The organism is Streptomyces halobius (genome assembly GCF_023277745.1).
Lineage (GTDB): Bacteria > Actinomycetota > Actinomycetes > Streptomycetales > Streptomycetaceae > Streptomyces > Streptomyces halobius.
The window spans coordinates 4135629-4162547 of sequence record NZ_CP086322.1; the positions used below are offsets into that span (position 1 = coordinate 4135629).

29 protein-coding genes, 1 tRNA gene and 1 pseudogene are annotated in these 26919 nt (G+C 69.7%); 7 read left to right on the forward strand and 24 right to left on the reverse strand.

Annotated elements, in window-relative coordinates; all coding sequences use genetic code 11:
* Positions 1-58: 58 nt before the first annotated feature.
* The gene (locus tag K9S39_RS18700; protein WP_248864506.1) at positions 59-988 is read left to right on the forward strand and encodes a 1-phosphofructokinase family hexose kinase; all 930 of its coding nucleotides are present in this window, start codon (positions 59-61) and stop codon (positions 986-988) included.
* Between the two features lie 236 nt (positions 989-1224).
* Here K9S39_RS18700 and K9S39_RS18705 read toward each other — a convergent pair whose 3' ends face one another.
* Entirely contained in the window at positions 1225-2133 is a 909-nt protein-coding gene (locus tag K9S39_RS18705) for a carbohydrate-binding protein (RefSeq protein WP_248864507.1), read from the reverse strand.
* Between the two features lie 363 nt (positions 2134-2496).
* Positions 2497-4158, reverse strand: a complete 1662-nt coding sequence (cdgB, locus tag K9S39_RS18710) for a diguanylate cyclase CdgB (RefSeq protein ID WP_248864508.1) — start codon at positions 4156-4158, stop codon at positions 2497-2499.
* 298 nt (positions 4159-4456) lie between these two features.
* On the opposite strand from cdgB, the gene K9S39_RS18715 reads away from it, so the two are divergent.
* The gene (locus K9S39_RS18715; protein WP_248864509.1) at positions 4457-5071 is read left to right on the forward strand and encodes a flavin reductase family protein; all 615 of its coding nucleotides are present in this window, start codon (positions 4457-4459) and stop codon (positions 5069-5071) included.
* A gap of 148 nt (positions 5072-5219) precedes the next feature.
* Here K9S39_RS18715 and arfB read toward each other — a convergent pair whose 3' ends face one another.
* Positions 5220-5648, reverse strand: coding sequence for an alternative ribosome rescue aminoacyl-tRNA hydrolase ArfB (gene arfB, locus K9S39_RS18720; RefSeq protein ID WP_248864510.1), 429 nt, complete (start codon positions 5646-5648; stop codon positions 5220-5222).
* A gap of 234 nt (positions 5649-5882) precedes the next feature.
* Here arfB and K9S39_RS18725 point away from each other — a divergent pair, with 234 nt between their 5' ends.
* A complete protein-coding gene (locus K9S39_RS18725) occupies positions 5883-6458 on the forward strand; it encodes a TerD family protein (RefSeq protein WP_248864511.1) in 576 nt (191 codons plus the stop codon).
* Positions 6459-6613: 155 nt separating this feature from the next.
* Here K9S39_RS18725 and K9S39_RS18730 read toward each other — a convergent pair whose 3' ends face one another.
* A complete protein-coding gene (locus K9S39_RS18730) occupies positions 6614-6883 on the reverse strand; it encodes a helix-turn-helix domain-containing protein (RefSeq protein ID WP_248864512.1) in 270 nt (89 codons plus the stop codon).
* A 183-nt stretch (positions 6884-7066) separates the two neighbouring features.
* Between K9S39_RS18730 and map the strand changes: the two genes are divergently transcribed.
* Complete coding sequence (map, locus tag K9S39_RS18735) at positions 7067-7834, forward strand: type I methionyl aminopeptidase (RefSeq protein ID WP_248864513.1); 768 nt, start codon at positions 7067-7069, stop codon at positions 7832-7834.
* A 374-nt stretch (positions 7835-8208) separates the two neighbouring features.
* Here map and K9S39_RS18740 read toward each other — a convergent pair whose 3' ends face one another.
* Entirely contained in the window at positions 8209-9552 is a 1344-nt protein-coding gene (locus K9S39_RS18740) for an SGNH/GDSL hydrolase family protein (RefSeq protein ID WP_248864514.1), read from the reverse strand.
* Between the two features lie 281 nt (positions 9553-9833).
* On the opposite strand from K9S39_RS18740, the gene K9S39_RS18745 reads away from it, so the two are divergent.
* Positions 9834-10331: a hypothetical protein gene (locus K9S39_RS18745; RefSeq protein WP_248864515.1), complete on the forward strand. Its 498-nt coding sequence runs from the start codon at positions 9834-9836 to the stop codon at positions 10329-10331.
* 171 nt (positions 10332-10502) lie between these two features.
* On the opposite strand, the gene K9S39_RS18750 is transcribed toward K9S39_RS18745, so the two are convergent.
* The 8 genes from K9S39_RS18750 to K9S39_RS18785 form a co-directional block, all read right to left on the reverse strand.
* Entirely contained in the window at positions 10503-11147 is a 645-nt protein-coding gene (locus K9S39_RS18750) for a pentapeptide repeat-containing protein (protein WP_248868857.1), read from the reverse strand.
* A gap of 267 nt (positions 11148-11414) precedes the next feature.
* On the reverse strand, positions 11415-12518 hold the full coding sequence (locus K9S39_RS18755) for an aminopeptidase P family protein (protein WP_248864516.1): 1104 nt from the start codon (positions 12516-12518) through the stop codon (positions 11415-11417).
* Positions 12519-13262: 744 nt separating this feature from the next.
* Positions 13263-14504, reverse strand: a complete 1242-nt coding sequence (locus K9S39_RS18760; protein WP_248864517.1) for a PP2C family protein-serine/threonine phosphatase — start codon at positions 14502-14504, stop codon at positions 13263-13265.
* Between the two features lie 634 nt (positions 14505-15138).
* Positions 15139-15561: a YjbQ family protein gene (locus K9S39_RS18765; RefSeq protein WP_248864518.1), complete on the reverse strand. Its 423-nt coding sequence runs from the start codon at positions 15559-15561 to the stop codon at positions 15139-15141.
* Between the two features lie 68 nt (positions 15562-15629).
* Positions 15630-15902, reverse strand: a complete 273-nt coding sequence (locus K9S39_RS18770; protein WP_248864519.1) for a hypothetical protein — start codon at positions 15900-15902, stop codon at positions 15630-15632.
* Positions 15903-15991: 89 nt separating this feature from the next.
* Positions 15992-16252, reverse strand: coding sequence for a hypothetical protein (locus tag K9S39_RS18775; RefSeq protein ID WP_248868858.1), 261 nt, complete (start codon positions 16250-16252; stop codon positions 15992-15994).
* 94 nt (positions 16253-16346) lie between these two features.
* Entirely contained in the window at positions 16347-16571 is a 225-nt protein-coding gene (locus K9S39_RS18780) for a hypothetical protein (RefSeq protein ID WP_248864520.1), read from the reverse strand.
* Between the two features lie 4 nt (positions 16572-16575).
* Positions 16576-17136, reverse strand: coding sequence for a DUF5994 family protein (locus K9S39_RS18785; RefSeq protein ID WP_248864521.1), 561 nt, complete (start codon positions 17134-17136; stop codon positions 16576-16578).
* Between the two features lie 279 nt (positions 17137-17415).
* Here K9S39_RS18785 and K9S39_RS18790 point away from each other — a divergent pair, with 279 nt between their 5' ends.
* Complete coding sequence (locus K9S39_RS18790) at positions 17416-17940, forward strand: DUF5994 family protein (protein ID WP_248864522.1); 525 nt, start codon at positions 17416-17418, stop codon at positions 17938-17940.
* A gap of 105 nt (positions 17941-18045) precedes the next feature.
* Here K9S39_RS18790 and K9S39_RS18795 read toward each other — a convergent pair.
* The 8 genes and pseudogenes from K9S39_RS18795 to K9S39_RS18830 form a co-directional block, all read right to left on the reverse strand.
* A pseudogene (locus tag K9S39_RS18795) lies at positions 18046-19611 on the reverse strand (ISL3 family transposase).
* A 392-nt stretch (positions 19612-20003) separates the two neighbouring features.
* Positions 20004-20078 (reverse strand) — tRNA-Tyr (locus K9S39_RS18800).
* Between the two features lie 261 nt (positions 20079-20339).
* On the reverse strand, positions 20340-20711 hold the full coding sequence (locus K9S39_RS18805) for a hypothetical protein (RefSeq protein WP_248864523.1): 372 nt from the start codon (positions 20709-20711) through the stop codon (positions 20340-20342).
* 172 nt (positions 20712-20883) lie between these two features.
* Positions 20884-21129, reverse strand: coding sequence for a hypothetical protein (locus K9S39_RS18810; protein ID WP_248864524.1), 246 nt, complete (start codon positions 21127-21129; stop codon positions 20884-20886).
* 631 nt (positions 21130-21760) lie between these two features.
* Positions 21761-22195 carry a chromate resistance protein ChrB domain-containing protein gene (locus K9S39_RS18815; RefSeq protein WP_248864525.1) on the reverse strand — a complete coding sequence of 145 codons (435 nt, stop codon included), beginning with the start codon at positions 22193-22195 and terminating at the stop codon, positions 21761-21763.
* Positions 22192-22695 carry a Chromate resistance protein ChrB gene (locus K9S39_RS18820; protein WP_248864526.1) on the reverse strand — a complete coding sequence of 168 codons (504 nt, stop codon included), beginning with the start codon at positions 22693-22695 and terminating at the stop codon, positions 22192-22194. Before K9S39_RS18820 ends, K9S39_RS18815 begins: the two co-directional genes overlap by 4 nt.
* Positions 22692-22910, reverse strand: a complete 219-nt coding sequence (locus K9S39_RS18825; protein ID WP_248864527.1) for a DUF378 domain-containing protein — start codon at positions 22908-22910, stop codon at positions 22692-22694. Before K9S39_RS18825 ends, K9S39_RS18820 begins: the two co-directional genes overlap by 4 nt.
* Before the next feature lie 31 nt (positions 22911-22941).
* Complete coding sequence (locus K9S39_RS18830; protein ID WP_248864528.1) at positions 22942-23919, reverse strand: DUF1259 domain-containing protein; 978 nt, start codon at positions 23917-23919, stop codon at positions 22942-22944.
* Between the two features lie 166 nt (positions 23920-24085).
* On the opposite strand from K9S39_RS18830, the gene chrA reads away from it, so the two are divergent.
* Entirely contained in the window at positions 24086-25474 is a 1389-nt protein-coding gene (gene chrA / locus K9S39_RS18835) for a chromate efflux transporter (protein ID WP_248864529.1), read from the forward strand.
* Between the two features lie 106 nt (positions 25475-25580).
* On the opposite strand, the gene K9S39_RS18840 is transcribed toward chrA, so the two are convergent.
* Genes K9S39_RS18840 through K9S39_RS18850 form a run of 3 tightly spaced genes read right to left on the reverse strand, consistent with a single transcriptional unit; the run spans position 25581 to position 26901 of the window.
* Positions 25581-26042, reverse strand: a complete 462-nt coding sequence (locus K9S39_RS18840; RefSeq protein ID WP_248864530.1) for a hypothetical protein — start codon at positions 26040-26042, stop codon at positions 25581-25583.
* On the reverse strand, positions 26039-26512 hold the full coding sequence (locus K9S39_RS18845; RefSeq protein ID WP_248864531.1) for a hypothetical protein: 474 nt from the start codon (positions 26510-26512) through the stop codon (positions 26039-26041). Before K9S39_RS18845 ends, K9S39_RS18840 begins: the two co-directional genes overlap by 4 nt.
* A complete protein-coding gene (locus K9S39_RS18850) occupies positions 26509-26901 on the reverse strand; it encodes a hypothetical protein (RefSeq protein ID WP_248864532.1) in 393 nt (130 codons plus the stop codon). The genes K9S39_RS18845 and K9S39_RS18850 overlap by 4 nt, the downstream gene beginning before the upstream one ends.
* Between the last annotated feature and the right edge of the window lie 18 nt (positions 26902-26919).

The following is a 26919-nucleotide window of genomic DNA, read 5'->3' on the forward strand; positions in this document are numbered from 1 at the left end:
CCCCGGCACGGTCGCCAGACCCGTCGGACCGGCGGCCGCCCGGCGCGGAGGGGGAATCATGATCCTCACGGTCACGCTGAACGCCGCCCTGGACATCACCTATCGCGTGCCCCGGCTCTGTCCGCACACCACACACCGGGTCACCGAGGTCACCGAGCGCCCCGGTGGCAAGGGCCTGAACGTCGCCCGGGTCCTGGCCGCGCTAGGCCACCGCACGATCGCCACCGGCTTCGCGGGCGGCGGCACCGGCGCGGCGCTGCGCGCCCTGCTCGCCCAGGAGAGCGACGTCACCGACGCGCTGGTCCCGGTCGGCGGCGCCACCCGCCGCACCGTCGCCGTCGTCGACGAGACCTCCGGCGACACCACCCAGCTCAACGAACCGGGCCCCACCGTCTCCCCCGCCGAATGGGACACCTTCCTCGGCGCCTACCGCGAACTGCTGGGCGACGCACGGGCGGTGGCCCTGTGCGGCAGCCTCCCGCCGGGCGTCCCGGTGGACGTCTACGCCCGCCTCACCCGCGCCGCGCGCACCGCCGGCGTCCCCGTCCTCCTCGACACCAGCGGCGAACCGCTGCGCCGCGGCCTGGCCGCCCGCCCCGACCTCGCCAAGCCCAACGCCGACGAGCTGGCCGCCCTCACCGGCAGCACGGAACCGCTGCGCGCCGCCCGGGACACCCGCCGCCGGGGCGCGCACGCGGTGGCCGCCTCCCTGGGCGCGGACGGCATGCTCGCCGTCACCGCCGACGGCATCTGGCAGGCCGCGCCGCCACGGCGGATCGCCGGCAACCCCACCGGCGCCGGCGACTCGGCCGTGGCCGGGCTGCTGTCGGGTCTGGTGGAGGGGTTGCCGTGGCCGGACCGGCTGACCCGCGCGGTGGCCCTGTCGGCCGCGACCGTACGGGCCCCGGCGGCGGGCGAGTTCGACACGGAGACGTACGAGGAGCTCCTGCCGCGGGTCGTGGTGACGGATCATCCGTCGGCGGCGTGAGGGAAACCCCACCACTACGAAAACCGCACCACTACACCCGCCCACCCTCCGAAGGGGGGTGGGCGGTGGGGAAAAACTAGAGGAGCGGTTTGGCAGCGGGAGAACCGAAGGAAACAGGTCGACGCGGAGAAACCGAAGGAACCGGTCGACGGCCGGGAAACCGAAGGAAGCAGGCCGACGGCGGGGAAACCCCAAGGAGCAGGCCGACGGCGATGCGAACAGCCTCCCGCCACGGGCTACTTCTTGGCCAGCCACACCTTGTCGAGGTTCACCTCGCACTGATTGTCGGTGCCGCAGGACAGGCTGATGGTGTTGGTGCCCTTGTTGAGCTGCACGTAGGACCAGGTCTTGGTCCAGCCCTTGTCCCAGGCGCCCTCGGGGGCGTGGGCGAAGTTCTCCATGTTTATCGGCCGGGGGTCGGGCTTGCCGTTCACGCTCAGTGTGAGGTCGGCGTCCTTGCCGGGTACGCCGTAGCCGACCCAGAGCTTGTACTTGTCGGCGTTGTCGACGTCCAGCGTCCACGTGGCGGACGCGCCAGGGGTGTTCATGCCCGCGACATACGCTCCGGTCGTCGTACGGGCGCCGGGGATGTCCTTCGCGGTGCTCGCGCCGCCCTCCAGCCGCATGGTCAGCGCATCGCCCTTGGGGAGCTGGCCGGGCGTGGGCTTGGCGGACGGCTCCTTGCTGGGCGCCACCGACGCGCCGACCGTCGGATCGGGCTTGCCCGCGTTGTCCTTCTTGTCTTCCTTGCCGTTGGTCAGCATCGCGACGCCAATGCCTATGCACACCACCGCGACCACCGCGACGGCCCCGATCAGCAGACCGTTGGGGCCCCGCCGGGGCTGCTGGCCGCCGGAGGCCGGGGGCGCGGCGGTGCGGGTTCGGTCGCCGCCCGGCAGGGTCTCCGGCGCGGCGTAGTGGGCGCTGGGCTGCCCGTACGGCTGCTGCGCGGCCTGCTGGCCGTACTGCCGCTGGCCGACGGCCCGCACCTGGTTGTAGGAGGTGCGCGGGACCCCCGGCTGTCGCGGCGCCGCGCCGTCGCCCGCCGAGCCCGCGCCGCCGCCCTCGCCGCCTTCCGAGCGGTAGAGGTAGGCGAACGGGTCGTCGTTCTCCGGCGTGTCCGCGCCGTTGTTGCCGGCCGTCATTCCGTGTCACTCCCCAGCGATCTGTACGCGTCGGAACGCGTTCGCACGTAGCTGCGCGAACCGTCTCTTTCGGGCCCCCGGCGGCACCGCGCCGCATCGGCGCAGCCTACCGTCTCCACGGCCGGTCGGACCGAGCCGGAACAGCCACAAGATCGCTACGGAATGGTGAACGGCCGGTGCGCCGCGACGGAGCGCGGCAGATGCGCCGAGTGTGAGATACGCGGCATTTTCCGGGCCCGGCGGACCTCACCCGGGCCTCAGGGTCTGTCCGCCTCTGCCCTCCGGACAAGCCCTGGCCCGCCGCCCGCCTGGTCCGCCTTCGGGGGCCTCCAGCCCACCCCGCCTGCCGGTTCCCCGGGGGCCTCAGCCCGCCGCCCGCCGGTTCGCCTTGGAGCGGGACCGCTTCTCGACGTACATCCGCTGGTCGGCCGAGGCCAGCACCTCCTCGGCGGTCATTCCGCAGCTAGCCCAGCCGATGCCGAAGCTGGCGCCCACCCGGACCGCGCGGCCGTCCACCCGGATCGGCGGGATGATCGCGTTCCGCAGCCGGACGGCGAGATCCTGGGCGTCGGCGGTGCCGAGGCCGTCGGCGAGCACCACGAACTCATCGCCGCCGAGCCGGGCGACCGTATCGCCGTCCCGGACGCCGCTGGTCAGCCGGCGGGCGACCTCGATCAGCACCGCGTCGCCGGTGTGATGCCCGAAGCGGTCGTTGATCGACTTGAAGCCGTCGAGGTCGCAGAAGAGGACCGCGAGCCCCTTGGAGCCGTCGTCGGCCGGCCCGTCCGAGGGTGCGACGGTGTGGACGTGGTGGTCGAAGGGGGCCCCGACGCCGTCGACGCCGTCCAGTGCGCCGAAGGGCTCGGTGCCGTCCGGCCGGAAGCTGTTCGGGTCGGCGTGGCCGCCCGAGGAGGCGTAGGCGTCGGCGGCCGAGCCCGGCGGGCGGGAGCACAGCCGGGCGCCGAGCCGGGCCCGCAGCTCGGCGCTGTTGGGCAGGCCGGTCAGCGAGTCATGGCTGGCGCGGTGCGCGAGTTGCAGCTCATGGCGTTTGCGGTCCTCGATGTCCTCGACGTGGGTGAGCAGATACCGGGGGCCGTCGGCGGTGTCGGCGACGACGGAGTTCCGGAGCGAGACCCAGACGTAGGTGCTGTCCCGGCGGGCCAGCCGCAGCTCCGCGCGGCCGCCCTCGGCGGAGGTGCGCAGCAGCGTGCCGATGTCCTCCGGGTGCACCAGGTCGGAGAAGGAGTAACGGCGCAGAGTGGACGCCGGACGGCCCAGCAGCCGGCACAGCGCGTCGTTCGCGCGCAGCAGCCGTCCGTGCTGGTCACCACCCATTTCAGCGACGGCCATCCCGCTCGGCGCGTACTCGAACGCCTGCCGGAAGCTCTCCTCGCTGGCGCGCAGGGCCTGCTGCTCGCGCTCCAGCCGGACCAGCGCGCGCTGCATGTTCGCCCGCAGCCGGGCGTTGCTGATCGCGATGGCGGCCTGGAAGGCGTACATCTGGAGCGCTTCCTGGCCCCAGGCGCCGGGGCGCCGGCCGTTGCGCGGCCGGTCGACGGAGATCACGCCGAGCAGTTCGCCGCCGCCGTTGGGCGCCGCGTACATGGGTGCCAGGAGGCGGTCCATGGGGTGCCACTCGTCGGGGAACCGGGGCGCCGGTCCGGCGGTGTGCCACTGCGGGACGTCATCGTCGTCCAGCACCCAGCCCTCGGTGTACGGGATGAAGACCAGCTCGCCCCATCGCTCGCCCATCGACAGCCTGCGGTCCCAGGAGTCCCGGGAGCCGACCCGCCCGGCCATCAGCGCCTCGGCACCCGCACTGCCGGCGACCGCCGCGACGACGAGATCGCCGTCCGGGCGGACGAGATTGACCGCCGACAGCTCGAAGCCGAGCCCGGCGACCGCTCCGTCGGCGACCGTCTGCAGGGTGTCCGCGAGGCTGCGTGCGGTATTCAGCTCGGCGACCACTTGGTGCAGCTGCCGCAGGGTCGCAAGACGGACGTATGGCTCCGACTCGGTCTCCATCGCTCGCTCTCCCTGAGACCTCGACAGCAACTCCAGAATTCTTCGTCGTCCGATTCCACGCTCACTGAATCACAGTGAGCTGTTCACTCGGTACACAGGGTCAACAATTAGCGCGTGCTGTGACTCAAGTCACAATCGAGGGGGATGCGTTGGCGATCTTGGACGGTGGGGCCGAGGGGCGCTCCTACGCTTCCTGAACGCAAATTCAGTCACCCGGAGCCTCCGCCGTCAGACCTAGGACGCGCGTGGTCCCAGGGCCCGATGCGAGCCGCACCGGGCGAAAGTTAGCGTTCGTGGCGTGTTCACGAAAACGCCAGCCGCAGAGCCCGCCGACGGGCCCGCCGCCACCGCCACACCCGCCGTCTCTCCGGCATCCGTGCCGGGCGGGGCGACGATCCCCCATTCTGAGGGGGTGAGTGAGGAAGAATTCCGTGCCGCCCTGTCCCGTCTCGCCGCCGGCGTGGTGCTGATCACCGCTCATGACCCGGACGACGGGCCGCGCGGCGAGGACGTCGGCATGACCGCCACCGCGTTCCTGTCGGTGTCGCTCGACCCGCCCCTGGTGATGGTGAGCGTTCGCAACGACTCACGTATGGACGACCTGCTGGCGCACCAGCCCCTGTGGGCGGTCTCGGTACTGTCGGAGAGCCAGCGTCAGATTGCCGGGCGATTCGCCATGAAGGGCCGTATCAGCGACCGACTGCTCTTCGAGGGCATTCCTCACGTACGCGGCGAAGCGGCCGGGGCACCACTCATCAGCGGTGCGCTGGCGACCCTGGAGTGCCGGACCGAGCAGCGGATCGTGGCCGGCGACCACACCCTCGTCATCGGCCGTGTGCTCAGCTCTTCGGTCAGGGACGAGGACGGCGGACCGCTGACGTATTTCCGGGGGAAGTACCGGCAGTTGGGGTGAGGGCTGCGGGGGGACGGGGGTGACGGGGTTGGCGGGGATGGTGGGGTTGGCGGGCTGTGGAGTCGGCGGGCTTATGGGGGGGCGCCGGTCGCTGTGGGGCGGGAGCCGGTGAACTGGCGCGCTGGTGGACCGGCGGGCCGGTGGGTGCTCAGCGCCAGTCGCGGCCCGAGCGGCCGCGCTTCGTCTCGCCGCGCTGCTTCTTCTCCCGCAGCCGCCGCTCGTTGATGCCCCGGGGGATCCGCGACTTACGGCGCGGCTTGGGCGGCGGGGCGGTGGCCTCGGCGAGCAGCGTGGCCATCCGGACGGCCGCGGTCTCGCGGTTGCGCCACTGGGAGCGGTGGTCCGAGGCGCGTACGGACACCACACCGTCGGCCAGCCGGCCGGCCAGCCGCTCCAGGGCGCGCTCCTTCCACACCGGCGGCAGCGCCTGCGTCCTGCTCAGATCGAAGCGCAATTCGACCTGGCTGTCGCTGGTATTGACGTGCTGGCCGCCCGGACCGGAGGACCGCGAGAAACGCCATACGAGCTCGGCCTCTGGAAGGACGACCGAACCGCGGATGACATAGGGCCCGGACATGTGTCCCATGATCCCGCGTCCACAAAGTCCCGTCACCCGTTTTTCACCGGGTGATCCCAGGTGGTGACATCAGGTTCCGGCCGTCGCGTCCGGCCATGGCATCAGGATCCGGCAAAGAAAGTAAAAACTGCTGGAACCTGGTGGCCGCCTGACGGCGTTGTGGTGGGTGACGGTAGCTTCGTCAGCAGCGCGAAGCCCGACGCTTCGACGAGTCGACAAGGAAAGGGACTTCCCATGGCTGTAAGCCTGTCCAAGGGCGGCAACGTCTCGCTCACCAAGGAGGCCCCGGGACTGACCGCCGTCACGGTCGGCCTCGGCTGGGACGTCCGCACCACGACCGGCACGGACTTCGACCTCGACGCGAGCGCGATCGCGGTCAACCCGAGCGGCAAGGTCTACTCCGACCAGCACTTCGTCTTCTTCAACAACAAGACCACGCCGGACCAGTCCATCGTGCACACCGGTGACAACGTCACCGGCCAGGGCGAGGGCGACGACGAGCAGATCAACGTCAACCTGGCGGCCCTGCCGGCCGATGTGGAGAAGATCGTCTTCCCGGTCTCGATCTACGACGCGGAGAACCGCAGCCAGAACTTCGGCCAGGTGCGCAACGCTTTCATCCGCATCGTCAACCAGGCCGGCGGCGCCGAGATCGCGCGCTACGACCTCAGCGAGGACGCGGCAACCGAGACCGCCATGGTCTTCGGCGAGCTCTACCGCAACGGCGCGGAGTGGAAGTTCCGCGCGGTGGGCCAGGGCTACGCGTCCGGCCTGGTCGGTATCGCCCAGGACTTCGGCGTCAACGTCTGACCTCGTGACATCAGCGGCGACATCCGACCCGCGTGATGTCGACGTAAACATCCGATCCGCGTGACGTCGGCGTGAACGTCCGATCCACGGACGCGGGCATGTGACGGAGGGCCGGTTCCCCAGAGGGAGCCGGCCCTCCGCGCGTTTCAGACTGCTCAGGCGACCGCACCTTCCGCCGCCTCAGGGGGCGTGGCCAGCGCCGCCACCTCGTCGAGCGAGAGCCCCAGCGTGCCGGCGAGCGCGGCGACCGTGAAGAACGCCGGGGTCGGCGCGCGCCCCGTCTCGATTTTGCGCAGCGTTTCGGCGGACAGCCCCGCCCGCGCCGCGACCTCGACCATGCTCCGCTCGCCACGCGCGGCACGCAGCAGCGCGCCCAGCCGCTCGCCGCGTTCGCGTTCCCAGGGGGTCAGTGGAGTACGCACCATGCCCGTGATACTAATACCGGTAAACTAATACCGGTATTAGTTTACCGGTGGGTGAGCGCCGATCGGCGGACACCGGTGGCGCCTGCCGACAGATACCGGTGGGCACATACCGCCGGGCAGATACCGGCGGGCGCGTATCCGCGGGCGGGTAACGCCTGTGGCCAGGCTCGGGAGGTCGTACTCATGGTGGAAATCAAGACAGATGCCGCGCTGGACGCGATGCGGGCGGCCGGGCGGGTCGTGGCCGACGCCCTGGCGGCGGTGCGCGCGGCGGCCGCCCCCGGCGTACGGCTGCTGGACCTGGACGAGGTCGCCCGTACGGTGCTGCGCGAGGCCGGCGCCACCTCGCCCTTCCTCGGCTACCGGCCCTCCTTCGCGCCCACCCCGTTCCCCGCCGTCATCTGCGCCTCCGTCAACGACGCGATCGTGCACGGCATTCCGGACCGCCACCGGCTGCGCGACGGCGACCTGGTCAGCATCGACTGCGGCGCGGTCGTGGACGGCTGGGCGGGCGACGCGGCCGTCAGCTTCACGGTCGGCACGCCCCGGCCCGAGGACCGCCGGCTGATGGACGTCACCCGTCAGGCGCTGGCGGCGGGCATCGCGGCTGCCGTGGTCGGCGCCCGGATCGGCGATATCTCGCATGCGATCGGCAGCGTCGGACGGGCGGCCGGCTACGGCATCCCGGAGGGTTTCGGCGGCCATGGCATCGGCCGCCGGATGCACGAGGACCCGCCGGTCCCCAACGACGGCCGCCCCGGCCGCGGCTTCGTCCTCCGCCACGGCCTCGTCCTCGCCATCGAGCCGATGTTCCTGTCCGGCGGCCGGGACGGTTATGCCCCGGACGGCGACGGCTGGACACTGCGCACCACGGACGGCAGCCGCGCCGCCCACTTCGAACACACCGTGGCGGTGACGGAGGAAGGGCCGCGGGTGCTGACGGTGACGTAAGGGCGGTGGGGGTAGGGGGCAGGGGTGGGGTGGGGTGGGGTGGGGGCGGGAGGTGTGATCGGTGTGGCGCACGGCCGGGGCTGACACGGCCGGGGCGGCGGCACGGCCAGGGGGCGAACGCGGCTGGGCACCGGTCGGGGGCCAACACTGCCGCGCCAGTGGCCAGGGACCAGCACAGCCGACGCCAGCCAGGCCGACGAGGCCGACGAGGCCGACGAGGCCGACGAGGCCGACGAGGCCGACGAGGCCGACGAGGCCGACGAGGCCGACGAGGCCGACGAGGCCGACGAGGCCATCCGACCACACCCAACGGCCGGATGGCCCATGACCCATGGCCCATCGCCCCTCGGTTCAGGTCCGGTTGAGGTCGAGGCTCAGAGCCGGTTCAGGTCGACCACGTCGGCCATCGCGCGGTAGCCGGCGTCGTTCGGGTGCAGATGGTCGCCGATGTCGTACGCCGCGGCCATCCGGTCCGGGTCGGCGGGATCCGCCAGTGCGCGGTCCAGGTCCAGCACCCCGTCGAACTCTCCGGAGTTCCGGATCCAGTCGTTGAGCGCATCGCGCTTGATCTCGCCGCGCTCGGTGTAATACATCGCGCCCTTGAACGGCGTGAGCGTCGCACCGATCACCTTCACGCCCCTCGCATGCGCCTGGCGTACCAACTCACGCTGTGCGGCGATCAGTTCTGCCACGTCGCGATCGGGGGAGTACCCGCCCGGCATCTCGTCCCACTCGCTCATACCGATGTCGTTGATGCCCTCCAGCAGGATGACCGTGCCGACGTTCGGTTCGTTCAGTACGTCCTCCCGGAAGCGGGCCACGGCCTTCTCGCCGGCCCAGTCCATGGAGTTGGTCAGCTGGTTGCCGCTGATCCCCTGGTTGACGATGCTGCGCGGCCGCCCAGCGGCGGCGAACCGCTCGGCCAGTTCGTCCGGGTAGCGGTTGTCGGCGTCGACCGTCGAGCCGGAGCCGTCGGTGATGGAATCCCCGAAGGCCACCACACCGTCGCGGTGCGCGGCCCGGCCGCCCGAGACCTCGACGCCCGAGAGGTAGTACCAGGACTGCGAGGTCTCGGTGAAGGCCGCGGCGCCGACATCGGAGCGGTGGTCACCGGCCGCGCGATAGCTGGTGGCCACGGCCCGTAGGTGGAAGGTGGCCGGGCCGGTCGGCTCGTCCAGATACAGCGTGACCGTCAGCGACTCCAGAGGACGGACCGTGAACCCCACCGCGTCACTGCGCAGCTCGCCGCCCGCAGGGATGGTCGCCGACCGCGCGTGCCCGAAGGTCAGCGGCCGCACCGAACCGGCCTTCACCGAAGCGCCCCGCTCCGTCCGCGCGATGGTCGCACCGGCCACCTTCAGCGGCGTACGGCCGTAGCGGTTGGACAGCTCGATACGGGCCCGGGTGCCGCCGGTGCTGACCCGCACGACCTGCCGGACGGTCTGCCGCGTGAAACCGGCCTCGGACCAGTTCTTGCTGAAAACGGAGGTCGGCGCCTGCGGCGACGCCGCCCAGGCACCGCGCCAGCGGCTGTGTCCGGACCCCTGGCCGTACAGGCCGACGTCATACCCCTCACCCGCCCGGCCGCCCGTGTCGACCGCGAGCGCCGCCGCCTCCTGCGCGCCGAGACCGCCCGGCACTGCCGGCAGCACCGGAAAGGCCGGAAGGGCCGCCAGCACGACCGCCGGGAGTACAACGGCCGTCGAACGTCTCGCCATGGGACCGGACATGTTCATCCCCCGCTCTGGGGCAATCGGCCTGCAACAACCTGGATCGACTCGCGCTGATCAGCACCGCCGACCAGCCGGCATTCGCTTGCGCTGCCATTCCACGTCGTTGCCCTTCCACGTCGCTGCCATTCCATTTCGCTGTCCTGCGATCCGCTACCGGACCTAGGCCGAATGGCAACACCGCGGCCGGCTGCCGGTCCGGTCCACCGGCCGGTGCCGGTCGGTGGACCGGCGCTCCCCGCGCCGCACCGGCGTGACACCATCAAGTCGTGATCGACCTCGGCTACTCCCTCTCTCCCCGTTTTCCGGATCCTCCCCAGACGGACTACCGGACCGTGGATGTGCGCACCCTGCGGCACGACCTCTTCTGCGGCGACGTCTACCTCGCCGACACCGAGGCGGACCGCGAGGTGTCCACCGCCTGGGGCTGGGTGCCGGTGCTCGACTTCGCCTGGGCGCTGTGCGACATCGTCGAGCAGCTGGACACGGACCCGCGCGGCAGCCGCTCCGCCCGCCCCGTCCACGCCGAGCTGGACTTCACCGAGTCCAGCGACCGGATGCTCTTCGAGCGCCGCTTCGGATGGGTGGACGTCGAGGCCGACTGGATGCCGCCCGAGGAGCCCCCGCTCACCTTCCACCACGCCGCACTGCGCCGCGAAGCCCGCGACTTTCTGCACGACCTGATCGCCGACCTCAGCGACATGCACGAAGGACTCGCCGACAACCCGGCCATCTGGGACCTCCAGGCCCGCTTCCCCCGCGTCTGACCCGTCCGCCCCAGGAGCCGAGCCACCAAGAGCCGGGCCGCCCCAGGAGTCGAAGGCCAGAGCGCCAAGCTCTCCCCGTCCCTCCTCTCCCGGACTCCCCCATTCCCCGCTGCCCCCTACCGCCCCAATCTCCCCTCACTCCCCTATCCCCGCTCCTCCCTCACTCCTCCCTCACTCCACTCGCACGCCTATCTGCGCCGCGAACGCCGGTGCCAGATCGAACAGTTGGGACGCACTGATCACCGCGCCCGACAGCCGGTCGATGCCCCGCGCGATATCCACCGCGGCCGCACCGCGCAGATCGACGTCCTTCATCCGCGCCCCCGTGAAATCCATCCGCGCGAGGGTGCAGTCGTCGAACGTCACCCGCTCCAGCTCCGCACCCGAGAAATCCGCCTCGACCAGCACACACCCCTCGAAGGCGACATCCCGCAGCCTCGCCTGCCGCAGATTCGGAAAGTCGATCTTCCCGCCACGCACCACGACCCGTTCCCACACCGCACCATGCAGCTGCGAACCGCCGAGCCGGGCGTCGGACACCTCCACATCGCGCAGTGACACCTGCGACAGATCCGTCCCGACCCCGCGCACACCGCTCAGCACACTGTCGAAGATCCGCGCCCGGTTCAGCACCGTCTCGTCCAGCGCGCAGCGCCGCACCGCACAGTCCATGAACCGCGCACCGCGCGCGTCCTGCCCCGCCCAGTCGGCGTCGGCGAACTCCAGCCCGTCGTAATCCCCCTCGGTCTCCAACTCCCCACCGCCATAGGGCTCCAGCTCCGGCAACCGCACCTCCGGTCGCCGTACCGCCCGCACCGTCTCCGTACCGCGCCCTGCCACGCGATCACCGCCTTCCACCCCGCTCGTGCCCTGCCGCGGGCCCGGTCATCGCCCGCACACCCCATCGTGAACCACACCACTGACAATCCCCCCAGAAACGCATGGCGCTCGCTGCGGGCTGTCGCCGCTGCGCGGGGCTGTTCGGCAGCGGCGCCGGACCTCCGGACTCCGTGCTGCGGAGCGGCACCTCCCGAGGGAGGTGGGAGGAAAGACAGTGGGGGTGCGCGTAGCCGGTGGTGTGCACTAGCTAACGACCGCCAACGCCCGATCCGTCCCATTGAGCCACCGCCCACTCGACTCCGTACACGTCACGATGTCCTCGATGCGCACCCCGAACCGGCCCGGCAGATAGATCCCCGGTTCGATCGAGAAGCACATCCCCGGTACCAGCGGCAGATGCTCGCCCTCGACCATGTACGGCGGCTCGTGCGTGGTCACCCCGATGCCGTGTCCGGTGCGGTGGATGAAGTACTCGCCGTACCCCGCCGCCTTGATGATCCTCCGGGCGACGCGGTCGATCTCCTGGCACGCCACCCCCGGCCGTACCGCCTCGAAGGCCGCCTGCTGCGCCTCCCGCACGATGTCGTGGACCTTGCGTTCCTCGGCGCCCGGCTCCCCGACGTGCACGGTCCGTGTCGTATCCGACCCGTACCCGTCCTTGAGGCCGCCGAAGTCGAGCACGACCATGTCGCCTTCCTGGATGATCCGCTCACCCGCCTCGTGGTGCGGATTGGCGCCGTTGGGGCCCGATCCCACGACCGTGAAGTCCACCTGGCTGTGCCCGTGCCCGGTCAGCAGCCGAGCGAGGTCGGCCGCCACCTCGCACTCCCGGCGCCCGGCGAAGGGCACGCCCAGGATCTCCTCGTACGCGGCGTCCGCGGCCGCCCCGGCCGCCGCCAGCCGTGCCACCTCGTGCGCGTCCTTGACGGCGCGCAGCATCGGCAGTGCCTCCGTCAGCGCGCTGTACGCGCTCCCCGGCAACGAGCGTTGCAGCCCCAGCAGATGCATCGCCCAGGTGGAGTCCGACACCCCGTAACGCCCGTGCGGATCGAGCCACTTGGCGACCTCGGCATACGGGTCGGTGCCGTCGCTCCACCCGGAGACGTCCACCGCCCCGGCCCCGGAGGACCGCTCGGCATCGGGCCGTTCCAGTTCGGGCACCAGCAACCGCGGCCGGTGTCCGGGCGCGACGACCAGTGCGGTCAGCCGTTCGGTGACGGCGGGCGGCCGGTATCCGCACAGCCAGGTGAGATCCGGCCCCGGCGTGACGATCAGCCCGGCCAGCCCGGCGTTGGCGGCCGACTGCCCCGCTCGCTCCATGCGTCGCTCGTAGTCATCGCGCGTCATCAAAGTCACCATGCCGGCGAATGTACGCCGCGACGTCCTTCAGGGCCCGCCCAAACGGCTCGCAACCCAGCCCCGTCATCCCTCCAGCGCCGGGCCGACGCAGGCAAGACTCCACCGTCCGCTCACGCATCGCTCACGCGCGGAGACCTTCCCGGGCGCCTGGATTCGTGAGCCCACAACCTCTTCGTCCCGAATGGGGTTCGGGCGGGATCGGTACCGGTATGGATGGCGTTTGTGCAGGTCAGGGCATTGGCGTGGGTCGGTTTCGAGTGGTCTCGCGTGGGCTTGGGGAGCGGTTCGGCTCCCCAATGGCTCCCCAATGGCTCCCAGGAGAGTCTTCTCCGCCGGTTCCTCGCGACAGTCTGCCCGAGGAGACGGGGCTTCAGCGCCTGCGACGTTCGGAGCCGACACGGGGGCGCAGCCCGTACGGGATCTTGGTCGCGCCGTCGTGTTCGCTCCACAGCAGTGTTCCCGACCGCATGAGTGCCCAGCCGATCTTCTGTAAGGCTTGAGCTCGCCGACACCGAGCTGTCCCAGGAGATGGGTCAGCTCCTCGGCCACTCGCAGATCATGCTCGCGCGCTCCCGCGTCGGCGTTGGCGTGCCCCTCGGAGCGAGCGGTGAACTCCTCATAGGTCAGCTCACCGAGGCGACGCCGGCGCGCCGACAGCGCCTCGCTGTCGAGTGTGTGGCAGGCAGCGGCGTGCGCGCTGTCGGCTCCGTCAACGATGATGCGAGTACCGGCTCACTCCAGGACGGCGAGGTGGTCGGCGGCGCCCCCGCGCCACTCGATCAGGAAGAGGGTCGCATCGTCACTGGTGCTCCCGCCCCGTTCCTCCTTCAGTCTGTGGGAGAGCGATCGCACCACTGCCCGCACTCCCTCCTCTGCGTGCTCGATGCGGTTGACCCAGTGGATGAGTTGTTGCTCGCCGAACTGCTCCTCGCCGGCTTGGTGCTCCTCGATCAGGCCGTCGGTGAAGCACAACACCCGGTCGCCGCGTTGCAGTCTCTGCTCGCTGACCTGCGGCTTTTCACCTCCGAGGCCGACCGGCAAGGTGGTCGGGCTCTCCAGTTGCCGACAGACCCGGTGGTTGCGGACCAGCAGCGGTGCGGGGTGGCCCGCGTTGACCCACTGCAGGTGGCCCGTTGCGATGTTCAGGCGCATCATCTGCGCGGTGACGAAGTGTTCGGGTCCGAACTGCTCGGCGATGGCCCGATCCATGAACGCGTAGATCTCGGACAGGTCGATGCCGGCACGTCTGGAGTGCCGGTAGGCGCCGATGGCGACGGTGGCCATGGTGGCGGCGTTCAAGCCATGGCCCATCGCGTCAACCACGGCCACGTGCAGGACGTCGTCGTTGAGTGCGTAGTCGAAGCTGTCGCCGGCGACGTTGTAGGCGGGCTCCAGGATTCCGGCCACTGCGACCTGCGGCACGGACATCGCCAGCGGCGGTAGCAGAGACCACTGGATCTCCGCAGCCACGCTCATGGGTGCGCGGCGCCGGGTGAGGAAGAACTGGTCGGTGTAGCTGTGCTTGGTGACCAGCATGTCGGCGATCAGGCCGGCGAGCCTGCGCAGCAGGCGCCGGTCGTCGTCATCGACGGTATCCAGGGTGAGGGTCAACACTCCCACCTGGTCACTGCCGTCCAACAACGGTAGATACATCCGGACGCCGTCAGCCTGCGGTACCTCGACGGGGGTCGCTTTCAGGAAGGCCGTGCCGGCTTGGGAGTCACCGATCGACTCGGGCTCGCCGACGGCCAGACGCCTACCGGGCAGCGGCACCAGCAGCAGCTGCGCATAGTCCTGCAGGAGGATCGAGATGTCCCGGCCACCGACCCTGGCCACCTCTTCCGCGATCAGCGGGGCGATCAGCTGCGGCGGCATCTCGTGCGCCCGGTCCAGCAGCACCCCCAGCAGTCGCTCGCCGAACCCCTCCGACCGGTCCACCGTGTCCTTGCCAGGCTGCCGATCACCCTCCGCCATAGCCTTTCCCTTTCGCCTCACCAGCCTGATTTCGCCTTCGTCTGCCGAGCCGGCGGTCTCCAATGAGTGGGTCACAGGGCAGCCCGGTGCCGGGCTTCGGTGCATGTGCTCGGCCGACATACGCGCCAGGATCCGCTCGTTCCCTGCCGTCACGCCGACAGTGCGCAAGGCCCCGGTGTCTACGCACCGGGGCCGTCCCCTTCACCATGCTATGCCTCAGCCGCATACTCGGCATAAGGTGCATTTTGGGTAATCCGATCCTTGATCGGAAAGGGCTCAGCGCACCGTCAGTCGCATGCCATGCCGCACCCGTTCCTGGGGCATCGCTTCAGACGTCGTCCGTCTGAGTGCGCTCCTGCCCGGAGGGCTGCTGGCTCGGTCGTCGAGGAGCTGTTGGAGCGCTCGGAGTTGCCGTCCGAATGGACCGTGGAGAGCCGCGAGGTATGACCACGCGCTTCACCCAGGGGGCCTTCCCGTCGCTGAGCTGCTTGGCCGAGGAACTGGCCCTGCGGCTCCCGCTGAGCGAGGCCGAGGTCATGCTCTTCGAGACGTTCGATCTGGGCACAGGAGACCTTGGGGTGGTCGACCGGAGAATTGCCTCGTCAGGAGGAAGACCAGGTGCCGGATCGTGTGGTCAGCCGAGGAAAGACAGCCGGACTTGGCGTTCCGGGCTCTCCCGGTCGGTGTTCACCAGCACGACGGACTGCGAGGTCCCCAGTTCCAGTTCACCGTCGACTACGGGCAACGTGGCGTGCGGTGGGACCAGAGCCGGGAGCATGTGAGTGCCGCCGCGGCCTGGACTGCCGTGGCGGTCTTGCCAGCGGTCGTCCGCGGGAAGAAGGTCGCGCAGGGCCGTCAACAGGTCATCGTCACTGCCCGCGCCGGTCTCGATGATGGCCAGGCCGGACGTCGCGTGGGGGGTGAAGATGTTCAGCAGTCCGTTTCGCCCGTGAGCGGCCTCTCGGAGGAACGCGGAGCATGTGTTCGTGAGGTCGTGCAGGGTCTCCGCGGGGCCGGTTGTGATGTTGATCGTGCGGGTGGTGAAGGTGCCAGCCATGGTTCACCGGTACCCGTCGCGGAGCCTGAGCGCTGACGGCCGGATGGGTGAACAGCACTCGCTTCGCGTCAGCACCGCTCCTCCTCTTCGGCCTCCATGAGCCGGATTCCCTGGTGCGTCAGCGTGACCATCACGGGGGTGTTCCCTTGTGCCCAGTCGACGGTGACGAGCCCTTCGCCCACCAGATATGCGCAGGCGGCGGCCAGATCCTGCTCAGGGATCTGAAGATCGTCGCGCAGCTTCGCCCCGGTGACGCCAAGGAAGCGATTGCCTTCCGTGGTCTCGTACAGGGCCTTCATGATCGCCTCGCGGTAGTGCTTCCGTTCGTGCAGTGTTGCCATGATCGCTGTCCACTCGTGCCGGCGCCGACTCGGAGCCTGTGGGGCAGGCGAGGCAGTACGCCCGCCCCCGCCCGTTGCCGGCCCTTGCTTCAGATTTCGTCCGTCTCTGTACGGGCGCCCCCGGAGGATCGACTGGTCACCAGCCAGGGCCGCGCCGGCTCTGGCGTGTGGGTGGTGTCGACGGTGAGGTGGAGGCGGGTTCCGCCTGAGTCGTCGACGGGGTAGCTGCGCTGTTCGGTGGCTGCGAAGTGATGACGGAGAACTTCTGCGACCTGGCGGGCGGCTTCCGGGGACGGGGCGACGACGCGCACGTCAGCGCGCCCGGCTGAGGGGAGTTCTGGTGGCTTCATGGTGGCCTCGCTCACCAGGGACGAGGGGATGACGTGTCGCTGGGTGTGATGGCGTCGCGCCACACCCACCATCCCGGTCAGGAAAAGGTCGGTGTCATCCGCGGCCCCCGGCGTGGTGCTCGTGGTGGGTGGCTACGGGCGGTTCGGTGGGCTCGGTCGGCTGCCCGCTCGGGCGGCTCCGCCGTCCGGATCCTCGCAGGGCTTCGCTGTACGGGAAGGCCGCGATCCGCTCGTCGTGCTGCGCGTTGAGCAGATGGATGAGGATCATGCCCGCGACGATCATGAGGATGATCACGGCTACGGTGATGATCGTCTCCACGTCCTCACCTCCCTCGGGCGGAGGTCAGGAGCTCGGCCGCATTCCCTGGCGCCGAGGCAGCCCCGCCGTCGGTCTCCCACTCTTCTTCCCGCCACAGCGCCTGCTGCGCGTGACGCGTGGTGTCCTCGCTCGCCATCAGCGCGCTGGCGGTGCGGAGGCCGCCGGGGGCGGCCGCGGCGGACATCAGCCGGGCGGCGGCGGCAGCGCCGGTCTCCGGCGGGATCACCAGCAGGTCCCAGCGACCCGCGGTGTAGGAGAGGAGGATCAGTTTGTTCGGGTCCTGCTCTTCGGCGAACCAGCCCACGTGCACCGTATGCCCGGTCACCGGCACCTTTCGCGGCACCACGGGCCAGCGAGTCGGGTTCACCGTGACATGAGTGATCCGGCCCCAGCGCGCGTCCAGCACGTCGGTCAGAGCGGGGAGTTCGCGGAGGAGATCGCGGGAGCGGGGCCACCAGGCGCCGTCCAGAAGACCCGGAGGCGATCCTTCCGGAGTGAAGGAGAGGCGGGCCGGTGACGCAGATGCACGCTCGCTGGTGATCGTACGGTCGATGGTCGCGGTCATGGCGCGGACCTGTCCCCGGGCTCGTCTTCGACGTCCCGGTGTTGTTGCTCGCCGAGAACGACACCGGCTTGGGAGCCGGTGTGCGAAGTACTCCCGGTGTCTTCACTCTACTCCGGCCAGCCGTCCGGTGAAGGCGCGCGTGAACAGAACTTTCCTGGTGAACGCGGGCCGGCTCCGCCGCCGTGCGGCGCGCCCGCGCCCCGGCACGCGGAGTACGGTGAAGTGACGAGGTCATCTCGCCGGGCGGACGCACCGCCCCCGGAAGGCGGGCGAACACACATGGCCGACTTCGACGCTCCCCGCGCCCCGCAGCTTCTGCCGGACGAGGTCCACCACGCCGTCAGGCCCGGGACGGCCCTCTTGAGGCTGGTGACCACACACACCCGCGAGCAGGTTCTCGACGGCGCGTGGTGGCCGCGTTCGCGCGACATCGGCACCGAGCTCCCCGGTCTGATCGCCGCGCTGACCGCGCATCTCGGCCCCGTCCTGCGCGTCGGTCTGGACGCCGGCGCCTGGGAAGAACTACCGACCCGCCTCGTCATCGACGACCGGGTCGTGCACATCGACTCCTTCCCGGTCGGTGACGACACCGTCCTCATCACCCGGGGCGACCAGGACCATTTCTCCCTGCTGGTGGTCCCGCCACACGCGACACCTGAAGCAGCCCGCGCCGCGATGGCCAGGGCCGTCGAGGCCGGCAACGTCGCCCAGGCCGGGCAGATCCTCATCGACACCGGCACCCGTCGCGCCTACCCGGTTCTCGCGGAAGAGCCTCGGACGGGCCGCGAAGGCGGCGAGCGGTGAGGAAGCCGTCGAGACTTCGACGCTCCTTCGACGACAAGGGATACAGGCTGCCTCGACGGTGCGGCTCCGACAAGCCCCCCATACGGATGGGCCGATTCGTACTGGTCAAACTGCGACTGGGGCGCAGGAACCGAACCCGCGCCCCGGCCGGTGGGGGTGTCGGCGGAGAAGGGTGAAGCGTGCCCGACCGTACATCTGCCGCGCGATCAGCTTGGTCTTGGTGTTGACGCCTTCGGTTCCGCCGTTGTGGTGCGGGAGTGTGAACGCGGCGATCACAGCGTCGCGGTCTCGCTCCAGCCCCCGGGTGAAGGCGTGCAGATGTGGCAGATCGACTGCGCGGACCTGGGCGATCCAGAGCTCGAACGTGTCGGCATTTCCCGGGTGCGGCTTCAGAAGCTGGGCGAAGGCCCCGATACGGACGGTCGGTTGGGCCAACTCGGGGCAGGCGGCGGTGAGCCGGACCAGGACATCGTGATACTCGGCCTTGAGGTTGTCGGGCCCGGTGAGCAGCATCCGGGCGCATCTGCGCGCAGGGATGTGACTGGGTCGGCGTCCGCGCAGCCTTGGTCGATGTACTTGTGCAGGAGGTTGAGACAGCCGTGAACCCGAGGGCCTTGTCTCTTCGAAGAGGTGCAGGACGGGGCTGGCGGGGTCTTCGGCCCGGCGATTGCGCAGGTGCTCGCGGTAGGGATCGACAAGGCTGGCACGGTACTTGGGGATGCGGAGCATCGGCTCGGGCTGATCGGCACGGGCATAGCGCTTGACGGTGTTCAAGGCCAGTTGCGGGCGGCGGGCGCATTCGAGCAGGCCCACGCCCTGGTCGAGCAGGTCGTGGACCTGGTGCCAGCGCTCCGGGGTGGTCTGTGCGCGGGGCCCGTCGTACAGGGGCGCGTCCAGCACGGTGGCCCGGCAGTTGCTGTGCGCCTTCACCTCGCTCAGGGCGGCTTCGCACAGGTTGTGCCACAGATGCCAGCGGTCAGCGACCTGCACCGCGTCGGGCAGGGCTCGGCGGATGGCCTCGGCGTGGGTGGCCGAGCCGTCACGGCACACGACCTCGACGCCCGGATGGGACGCAGCCACGCCTGAAGGGTGTCGGCTGTGCGGTCGGGCAGCACGTCGATCCGCTCATGGGTCTCGGCGTCGATCACCACGGTGGCATAGCGATGCCGCCGGCGCAGAGCAAAATCGTCGACGCCGATCACGCGGGGCACCCGCCCGGTGGGCAACGGGATGCGCAACAGGGCGCGCAGGGCAGTGTGACGCGACAAGCCCACCGCGAGTATCGCCAGCAAACGTGCCCCCGCCCGGCCAGCCAACTCCTTGACCCGGCCTTGGCTTGCCTGGTCAGACGGTTTGTGCGTCGCTGGTACTGCTCCAGCACCCCGGGCACCTGCTCGCGGAAGGTGTGGCGGCAGCCGCGCGTGGGACACACCAGACGTCGCACCTGCACACGGACCACCACCCGCCGCCCATCCACTGGAACGTCGGCCACGGTCCGCAGATGATAGCCATGCACGCGCCCGGACAACGCCCCGCAGCCCGGGCACGGCACAGAGTCCTCCGGTGTCCGAGCCGCACCAGGATCCGCTCCCCTTCGTCGACCACATCCTCGATGGCCAGGGGCCCAAGCCTCGAAAACACCGCACTCACAAGCTCGTTGGCATCTCGCACGCGAGTTGTCAACGACACCGACAACGCTCCGTCACCACCGAAAGTGAGACGGGGCCGTTGTTTAGACACTCCCGTCTCAGCCACAGCCCTGGACCCGACCAGCCGACTCACCGTCGGCGAGTGGCTGGTCATGTGCCTGGCGGACAAGAAGGGGCGGCAGAGCGCCATCAGCCGCGATGAGAGCAGCATGCGCCTCCAAGGAATCCGGAGCTGAAGACGAGGAATCCGGGGTCGAAGCCGTAGCGGACGGTACCGGGGAGTTCGCAGCTGAGCGCGACTCTGGTGCCCCATCCGCTCACGCTCCGCGCACGCAAACGGCCCCGGACGAGGAGTCCGAGGCCGAATAGCCCGCCTACCTGGGGAGAGACCCCAGGTCAGCGCGGCGTACGGAGAGCCCCCTGTCGGATTCGAACCGACGACCTTCGCTTTACAAGCATGTTGGATCTTGCTTCCGTGATCAAGGGAGCCGCAGTGCGTTCGACCAGGCCAGAGGCGTATCGATGCAGGTCAGGGGCTTGTTCCGGCGGTAGTGGACCCTCACGCCAAGAGTAGTTCTTACCGGATGCTTCCCGATCCTTCCCTGGCTGTTCTTAGGCTTCTGTCCCCCGTCTGTCCCCCGAGCGTCCCCCGAGACCCTCCACCTGGCCCTCCACATGATCAGCCGCATCAAAGCCGCAGGTAACCCATTGCTAAGCAATCGACTGACTACCGCTCAGGGTTCGTGCCGCTCAGAGACAGCCTGGGGCCGAAGCGCAGCCACTTGCGAGCGCCGGAAGGTCAGTACGTGCTGCGGGCCCGCGCTGTCTGTCTGCGTCGATCTGCTCTCGGGTGCGGGCGACGTGCTCCATGTCTACGGGGGCCTCCACGCCGAGCTCCGTGTGGAGGCGCTGATAGATGCCGTCTTCGAGGAGCGGCAGTTCGATGCTTTCCCACGGTGTCGGGCCGACGAGTGCGGTGAGCTTCTTGATGCGTTCGACGAGGAAGTCGCACTGCATCGACCACTTCCCGCTGATGGCTGCGTAGCGGGCGTTGTTGAGGTCGCTCCAGAGGCTGTCGAGCTCGTCGCGCACGGCTGCGCGGAGGGTTTCCAGCTCGCTCATGTCGTCGTCCGTTTCTGTGTCAGCGGCACCGCCGGTGTCATCGTTTCATCCGGGTCGCGGTGCTTGTTCATGGTGGGAGGTTCCTGCGTCGGCCGGCGATGCCATGCGGTCGGGTCGTCCCGTTCGTACGGCATCGCCGACCCGTCTCACCGGCTTTGTCGTGCGAGCTGGTTCACTGGTGGTTCAGTCCCGGCATTCTGCCGATGCTGTGTGCTTCCAGCCGGGCGAGCCTGCTGCTGGACTCAAGGATGTCCGCGTTGGGTCCGCAGGCTATGACGAGGGCGCAGCGGATCTTGGCGGGGTCGTGTTCGTCGCTGCGGGCGACGCGTAGGACCAGGCGTTCGTGCTGTCCGAAGGCCTGGTTGCAGATGCGGCACTCCTCGTGAGGGAAGGATGGGTTGCGGCTGGCGGCGGTCATGATCCGCTTGCGGTCCCACACTCCTTCGTCGCCGTGCGTCGCGTCGATGGCGTTGCCGACGTGGAAGTGTCTAGGGTCCGCGACTTCGTGAGCACTGGCTCCTGCGGAAACGCCGGAATCCGCGCACGGTGAGCAGCGGCCGTGTCGGTGGATGGTGAGCAATCGGTGGTTCTCCGTGATCGGGGTTGGTGACAGCGAGTGAGGTATCAATGGTCGTGCTGAACGCCGGTTTCGCTGACCGGCCTTCATCGGCTCTGTAGGGGCCGTTGGTTCCGCGGGGCGTTCGATGGCGACTTTCTGTCCGGCGGACGGTGCAGGATGACTGCGTCGAATAGAGGGGTCGCCCTGGAGGCCCAACGTGGGCTCATCACCGACGAGCTGTGACAGGCCCGGCATCGCGACTACGCAGTGTGGCGGAGGTACGGGATGTGTGAATCCATGCGTCCGTATACCCGGATCCCGCATGCGCTGTTCGCCGAGGCTCGGCGGTCACGTCCCACGGCTCCAGCACCGTGGCCTATGAGCACGAACTCGCCCAGCTCGACGAGCAGGGCCACCGGCCGCTGCGGACGCGGGGTCAGGTGATCTGGGTGGTGCGGTCTGACGCGCTTGTCTGAAGTCTGGAGTGCGGTCAGGCGGGTTCGCGGCCGAGGAGGTGGGCGCGCTGGTAGTAGGCGTACAGGCCGTCGAAGACGGGTTTGGTGACGGCCATGGTGTGGTCGTCGTCGCCGATCATCGACAGGCCGCGCAGGATGACGTCCAGGCCGGGGGCTTCGGGGGCGTCGAAGCGTTCGTCGTCGATGTCGGCTTCGTGGACGATCTCGGCGATGCGTTTCAGGGCCGGGTCGTCGGTGAGCTGGTAGCGGGTGAGGATGGTCTCGAAGCTGCAGTCGCCGTGGTGGTGGCCGAGTTCCACGCCGCGCATGTCGAACGCGGTGGCGTCGCCTGGGACCTGGTCGGGGTCGGTGACGAAGACGAATGTGGCGTCGGGGTCGATGAACCGGTGGATCAGCCAGGCGCAGGCGGCGCGGTCGATGTGGATGCCGGCGCGGGTGGCCCACTTCATGCGGACTCACTCTCCTTGGGATCGTCGTTGTGGTGGTCGGGGTGGAGGGCCGCCACGGCATTCTCGGCGGCGCGCCGCTGGGGCGGGGGGAAGTAGTCGCGGCGGTGGATGCGGCGCAGTTCGGCGCGCAGCTTGCGCAGGACGCGTCTGCGGGTGGGCTCATCGGCGGTGCGGGCTTGTTCGGCCTGGGCGAGGACCTGCTGGTACTCGGCGGCGCGGGCGGTGGCCATGGCCTGGGCGAGGGAGCGTTCCTGGGCGGCGCTGGCGGGCTGGGCGAGCCAGATGGTGGCGGTGCCGTCGGCGTCGAGGATCTCGTCGGCGATCCATTCCAGGTGCTCGCGGGTGCGGGCGTCGGCGGGCAGCGCGACCAGGCCGTCGGAGAGCTGGGCGACGCCGAGCCGTTTGAGTTTGCGCCAGATGGTGATGCGCGGGGTGGAGGGCTCGCGGGGGATGCGGTAGCTCAACAGCACCCACTGCCCGCCCACCCCGGGCACGGTCACGGTCTGCTGTCCCGCGGCCCCAAGCCGGCCACGCGGGCGATCCAGTACAGCCCGGACAGGGCGATCAACACGAACACCACGTCATCGAGCGGGTCGGCGATCGGCTCCAGCACGCGGTCGAGGACGTTGACGTCGGTGACGAACGCGCCCCAGGCGAACGCGCCGATCAGCAGCAGCACAAAGGCCACCCAGTCCAGGGCATTACGCGGTCGCATGAGTACGATTCTCCTTCACTTCAGAACAAGATCAGCCAGCGGGGGTGACGGATGTCTGGTCGACGGCCTTCTTGAGGGTGCGGGCCAGCTTCACGGCGTCGTCCTGGGCCCAGAAGTGCATGTAGAACAGGCGCGGGTTGTCGCTCAACCCGTGGTTGTGGAGCTCGACGATGTCGATGCCGCCGCCGCGCAGTGCCTTGATCACCTTCTGGACCTCGCTGGCGGCCATGGCGAAGTCGCCGTTGATGACCGCGTTGCCGTCGCCGGTGGGCTGGAAGCCGATCGCGGTGGTCACCCCCATGGCCGGGGGCAGGATCTTGCCGTGGTCGGTGATCTTCTCGTCGCGGGCGAAGGAGAACTTGTAGATCCCGCCGTTGTTGGTGCCCTTGGTGCCCATGGCTTGGTCGATGGCCTTGGTGTCCAGGTCCGGCTTCTGGTCGGACGGGGGCGAGGGCGCAGGGGTGGCGGTGGTGTTCAGCGCGGCGCGGACGCCGCGGGCGATTTTGTCCGCGTCCTTGCCCTGGGCGTGGAAGTGGGTCCACCACACCTGCGGGGAGTGGGCGAGCAGGTGCTTGTGCACCGCGGTCTGGGCGATGCCAGCCTTCCGCAGGGCGTCGGTGACCTTCGGCAGCTCCTGCTCGGTCACCACCAGGTCACCCATCGCCATGGTGGTGCCGTCGCCGTAGCGGGCGAAGGCCGCCCATGAGCCCAGGGATAGCCCCGCCTTGACCGTGACGCCCTTGGAGGTGACCTTCAGGTCACTGCGGGGAAACCCGGTCCGGTACACGGTGCCGCCCGACAGCTTGCCCTCACGGCCCAGCGCGTCGGCCACACCCTTCCAGTCCTCCTCGCTGGTCTTGACCGGCTCCATGCCCTTCCCCGTGGCTGCGGCGTGCGCCGCCCTGCTGTCCTCCGTTCCGGCCGAGGACCCGTTGTCACTGGCGCAGGCGCCGGCCAGCAGCACCGCCCCCGCCACCGCGCCCAGCCGCAACGTCTTCGTGGAGATCATCACCACTCCTTGGGTTCTCGTCTCCAGCAGTTGATGCAACCATGGTTACACCGAATAGCCGGGGCGGGACAACCGCCTCGCCGGCCACCGGGGACGCTGCCGCGCCGGTGCATCCCCGGGGGCCGCACCACACCCGACGCGAGCACGAGCCCAAGGAGCCTGGCCGGTGACTGCTACCGACGACCCCGCACGCCCCCGCCCGAGTGACGGCCGGGATCTGATCCCGTTCCGGCAGGCGCTGCGCACCTGGTTCGCGATCTCGCTGCAGACCTTCGGGGGTCCGGCCGGGCAGATCGCGGTGATGCAGCGGACCCTGGTGGAGGAGAAGCGGTGGATCGGCCAGCAGCGGTTCAACCACGCGCTGAGCTACTGCATGCTGCTGCCCGGCCCCGAGGCCCAGCAGCTCGCCGTCTACATCGGCTGGCTGCTCAACGGCACCCGTGGTGGCCTGGCGGCGGGCACCCTGTTCGTCCTGCCCGGCATCGTGGCCCTGCTGGCGCTGTCCGCCCTCTACGTCGCCTTCGGTACCACCGCCGCACTTACGGGCCTGTTCGCCGGGCTCGCCCCCGCGGTGGTGGCCATCGTCGCCCAGGCGGTATGGCGGGTCGGCCGCCGCTCGCTGACCCACATCGCCCACATCACCCTCGCGGTAGCCGCGTTCGCCGCTCTGGCCCTGTTCGCCGTGCCGTTCCCGCTCGTGATCGCCGCCGCCGCGATAGCCGGCTGGCTGATCGCCCGCTACCTCCCCAGCACCCGCACACTCCCTGCCGAAGAGGCCAGCGACGGCGGGCCCGCTCCGCTGATCGCGGATGGCGCCCTGCACCACGAGCGCCCCGGCCTCCGCCGCACGCTGCGCATCGCGGCCATCGGACTGGCCCTGTGGGCCGCCCCGCTGGCGGCCGTCGCCGCACTCTTCGGCACCGGCAGCACCTTCACCGCCCAAGGGCTGTTCTTCTCCGGCACCGCGCTGGTCACTTTCGGCGGCGCCTACGCGGTGCTCGCCTACGTCGCCCAGCAAGCCGTCCACGCCTACGGCTGGCTGACCCCCGGGGAGATGGTGCGCGGCCTGGCCCTGGCCGAATCCACCCCCGGCCCGCTCATCATGGTCGTGCAGTTCGTCGCCTTCCTCGGCGCCTACCGCGACCCCGGCACGCTTACCCCCTGGGCCGCTGCCCTGCTCGGCGCGCTGCTGACCACCTGGGTCACCTTCGTGCCCTGCTTCCTGTTCATCTTCCTCGGCGCCCCGCACATCGAGCGGCTGCGCGGCAACCCGCACATCTCCGCCGCCCTGAAGGGCATCACCGCCGCCGTCGTCGGCGTCATCGCCAACCTGGCCCTGTACTTCGCCGAACACACCCTCTTCACCACCGTGGATGCCGTCACCTTCGGGCCGCTGCAGCTCCAGCTGCCCGACCCCGCCACCCTGCGGCCCGGCGCCCTCGCCATCGCCCTGACCGCCGCAGTCCTGATCTTCCGGCTGCGTTGGAGCATGCTGCGCACCCTCGGCATCTGCGCCGGCCTCGGCCTGACTACCGCCCTGGCCGGCCTGACCTGACCGATACCTCAGATAGGGAGTGCCATGATCCTGATAGCCCCGCAGATAATCGCCTGCTACTGAACGTAGTCACTGTCAACGGGATCGCGGATTTGCCAATCGGCTGTCAATGAAGTGCCTTCGCTGTCAACGGAGTCGCGGATCCTACAAAGTGCTGGCCGGGTGCGTCGTTCAGGTCGAAGAGGCAGGCGAACACGTCTTCGCCGGTTCGCTCGTCCTTGATGCTGATGAGTACCTTGCCGGGCCGGTAGTGGACGCTGCTGCGCAGGTCGAAGCCGAGGGCGGTGATGCGGTGGATGCTCATTTCGAACGCTGATTTGGGGTCGTCGTTGTGCTTGGGCATGAGGTCGCACGGGTTTGGCTTTAGCCCGTCGATGTCGCCCTTGTCGTTGTAGGAGACCTCGAACCGTATCCAGTCGTGGAGCTGGTTCTCCCGGCCGTCCAGCGGGCATGGCGTCTGCCCCCACAGCAGTGTGCGGGCTGCCATGTTGGTGATCATCTCGGCGTCCCACTCCCAGTGGGTCGGTCGTCGCACACCGTCTGGCGTCACGATCTCCTGTTCGCTCATTTTCCTGCCCTCCTCTTGCGGCGCTCCAGCATTCGCGCCTTGATCTGGAACTGGGTCGGCTCGGTGTAGGCGTGCTGTCCCCACGCCGAGGACTGGTTGTCGTGTCTGCGGGGCAGGCCGCAGTAGCGGCAGCCCATCGGGGGGGGGACTTCCGGCCGTACGGGGTCGGCGCCGACGGGGCGTAGCGTCGAGGAGGAGCCATCGGTGTGCCGGATGACGACTTCCCCGTACTCGACGGCGACCGTCGCGTTCTTGCTGAGGCCGCGGAAGGCGAGCGCAACTGCCAGCCACTTCGGCCATGGGCCCTCAGCGTTGTGCACGCCGTAGGAGGTGCAGTACGTCTCGTCGAACTCGTCGACGTCGGCGGGCACCAAGGCATCGGCCTCGGCCCGCAGTTCGTCTGTTGTGCGGCCGTCGGGCGGTGCAGGGAACATCTCTGCCACTGCGGCCGCGCTGATCGCGTCGGTCATTTGCTCACTCCCGCGGCGCCGCACTGTTCGCAGTGCTTGGAGCACAGCATTGCTTCGCCCTGCGTCTGGCCTGTGCCGCAGGCCTGACAGTTCGCCCAGGCCCGCACGCTGAATGTCACCTGGTCTGAGCCGCAGGTTGTGCAGCGCAGGCCGTGTACGAGTGGTGTCTTCCCGTCTTCGCCCGGTTCGCCGGCGGTGTAGCCAAGCAGGCGCGTCTGTGCGTCGAGCAGGTCGGGTTCAGGAACGTCCGGGTCCTGCGTGAGATGGACGAACACGGAGTGGGTGAGGCTGATGTTGGACTTCAGCGGGTGGACTTCGACCTGGGTCACGATGCACGAAGTGCCCCGTTGGCCGTCCTCGTCGAGCGTGTAGTGGGTGACCTCCCACACTGCCCGCCAGCCTTCGCC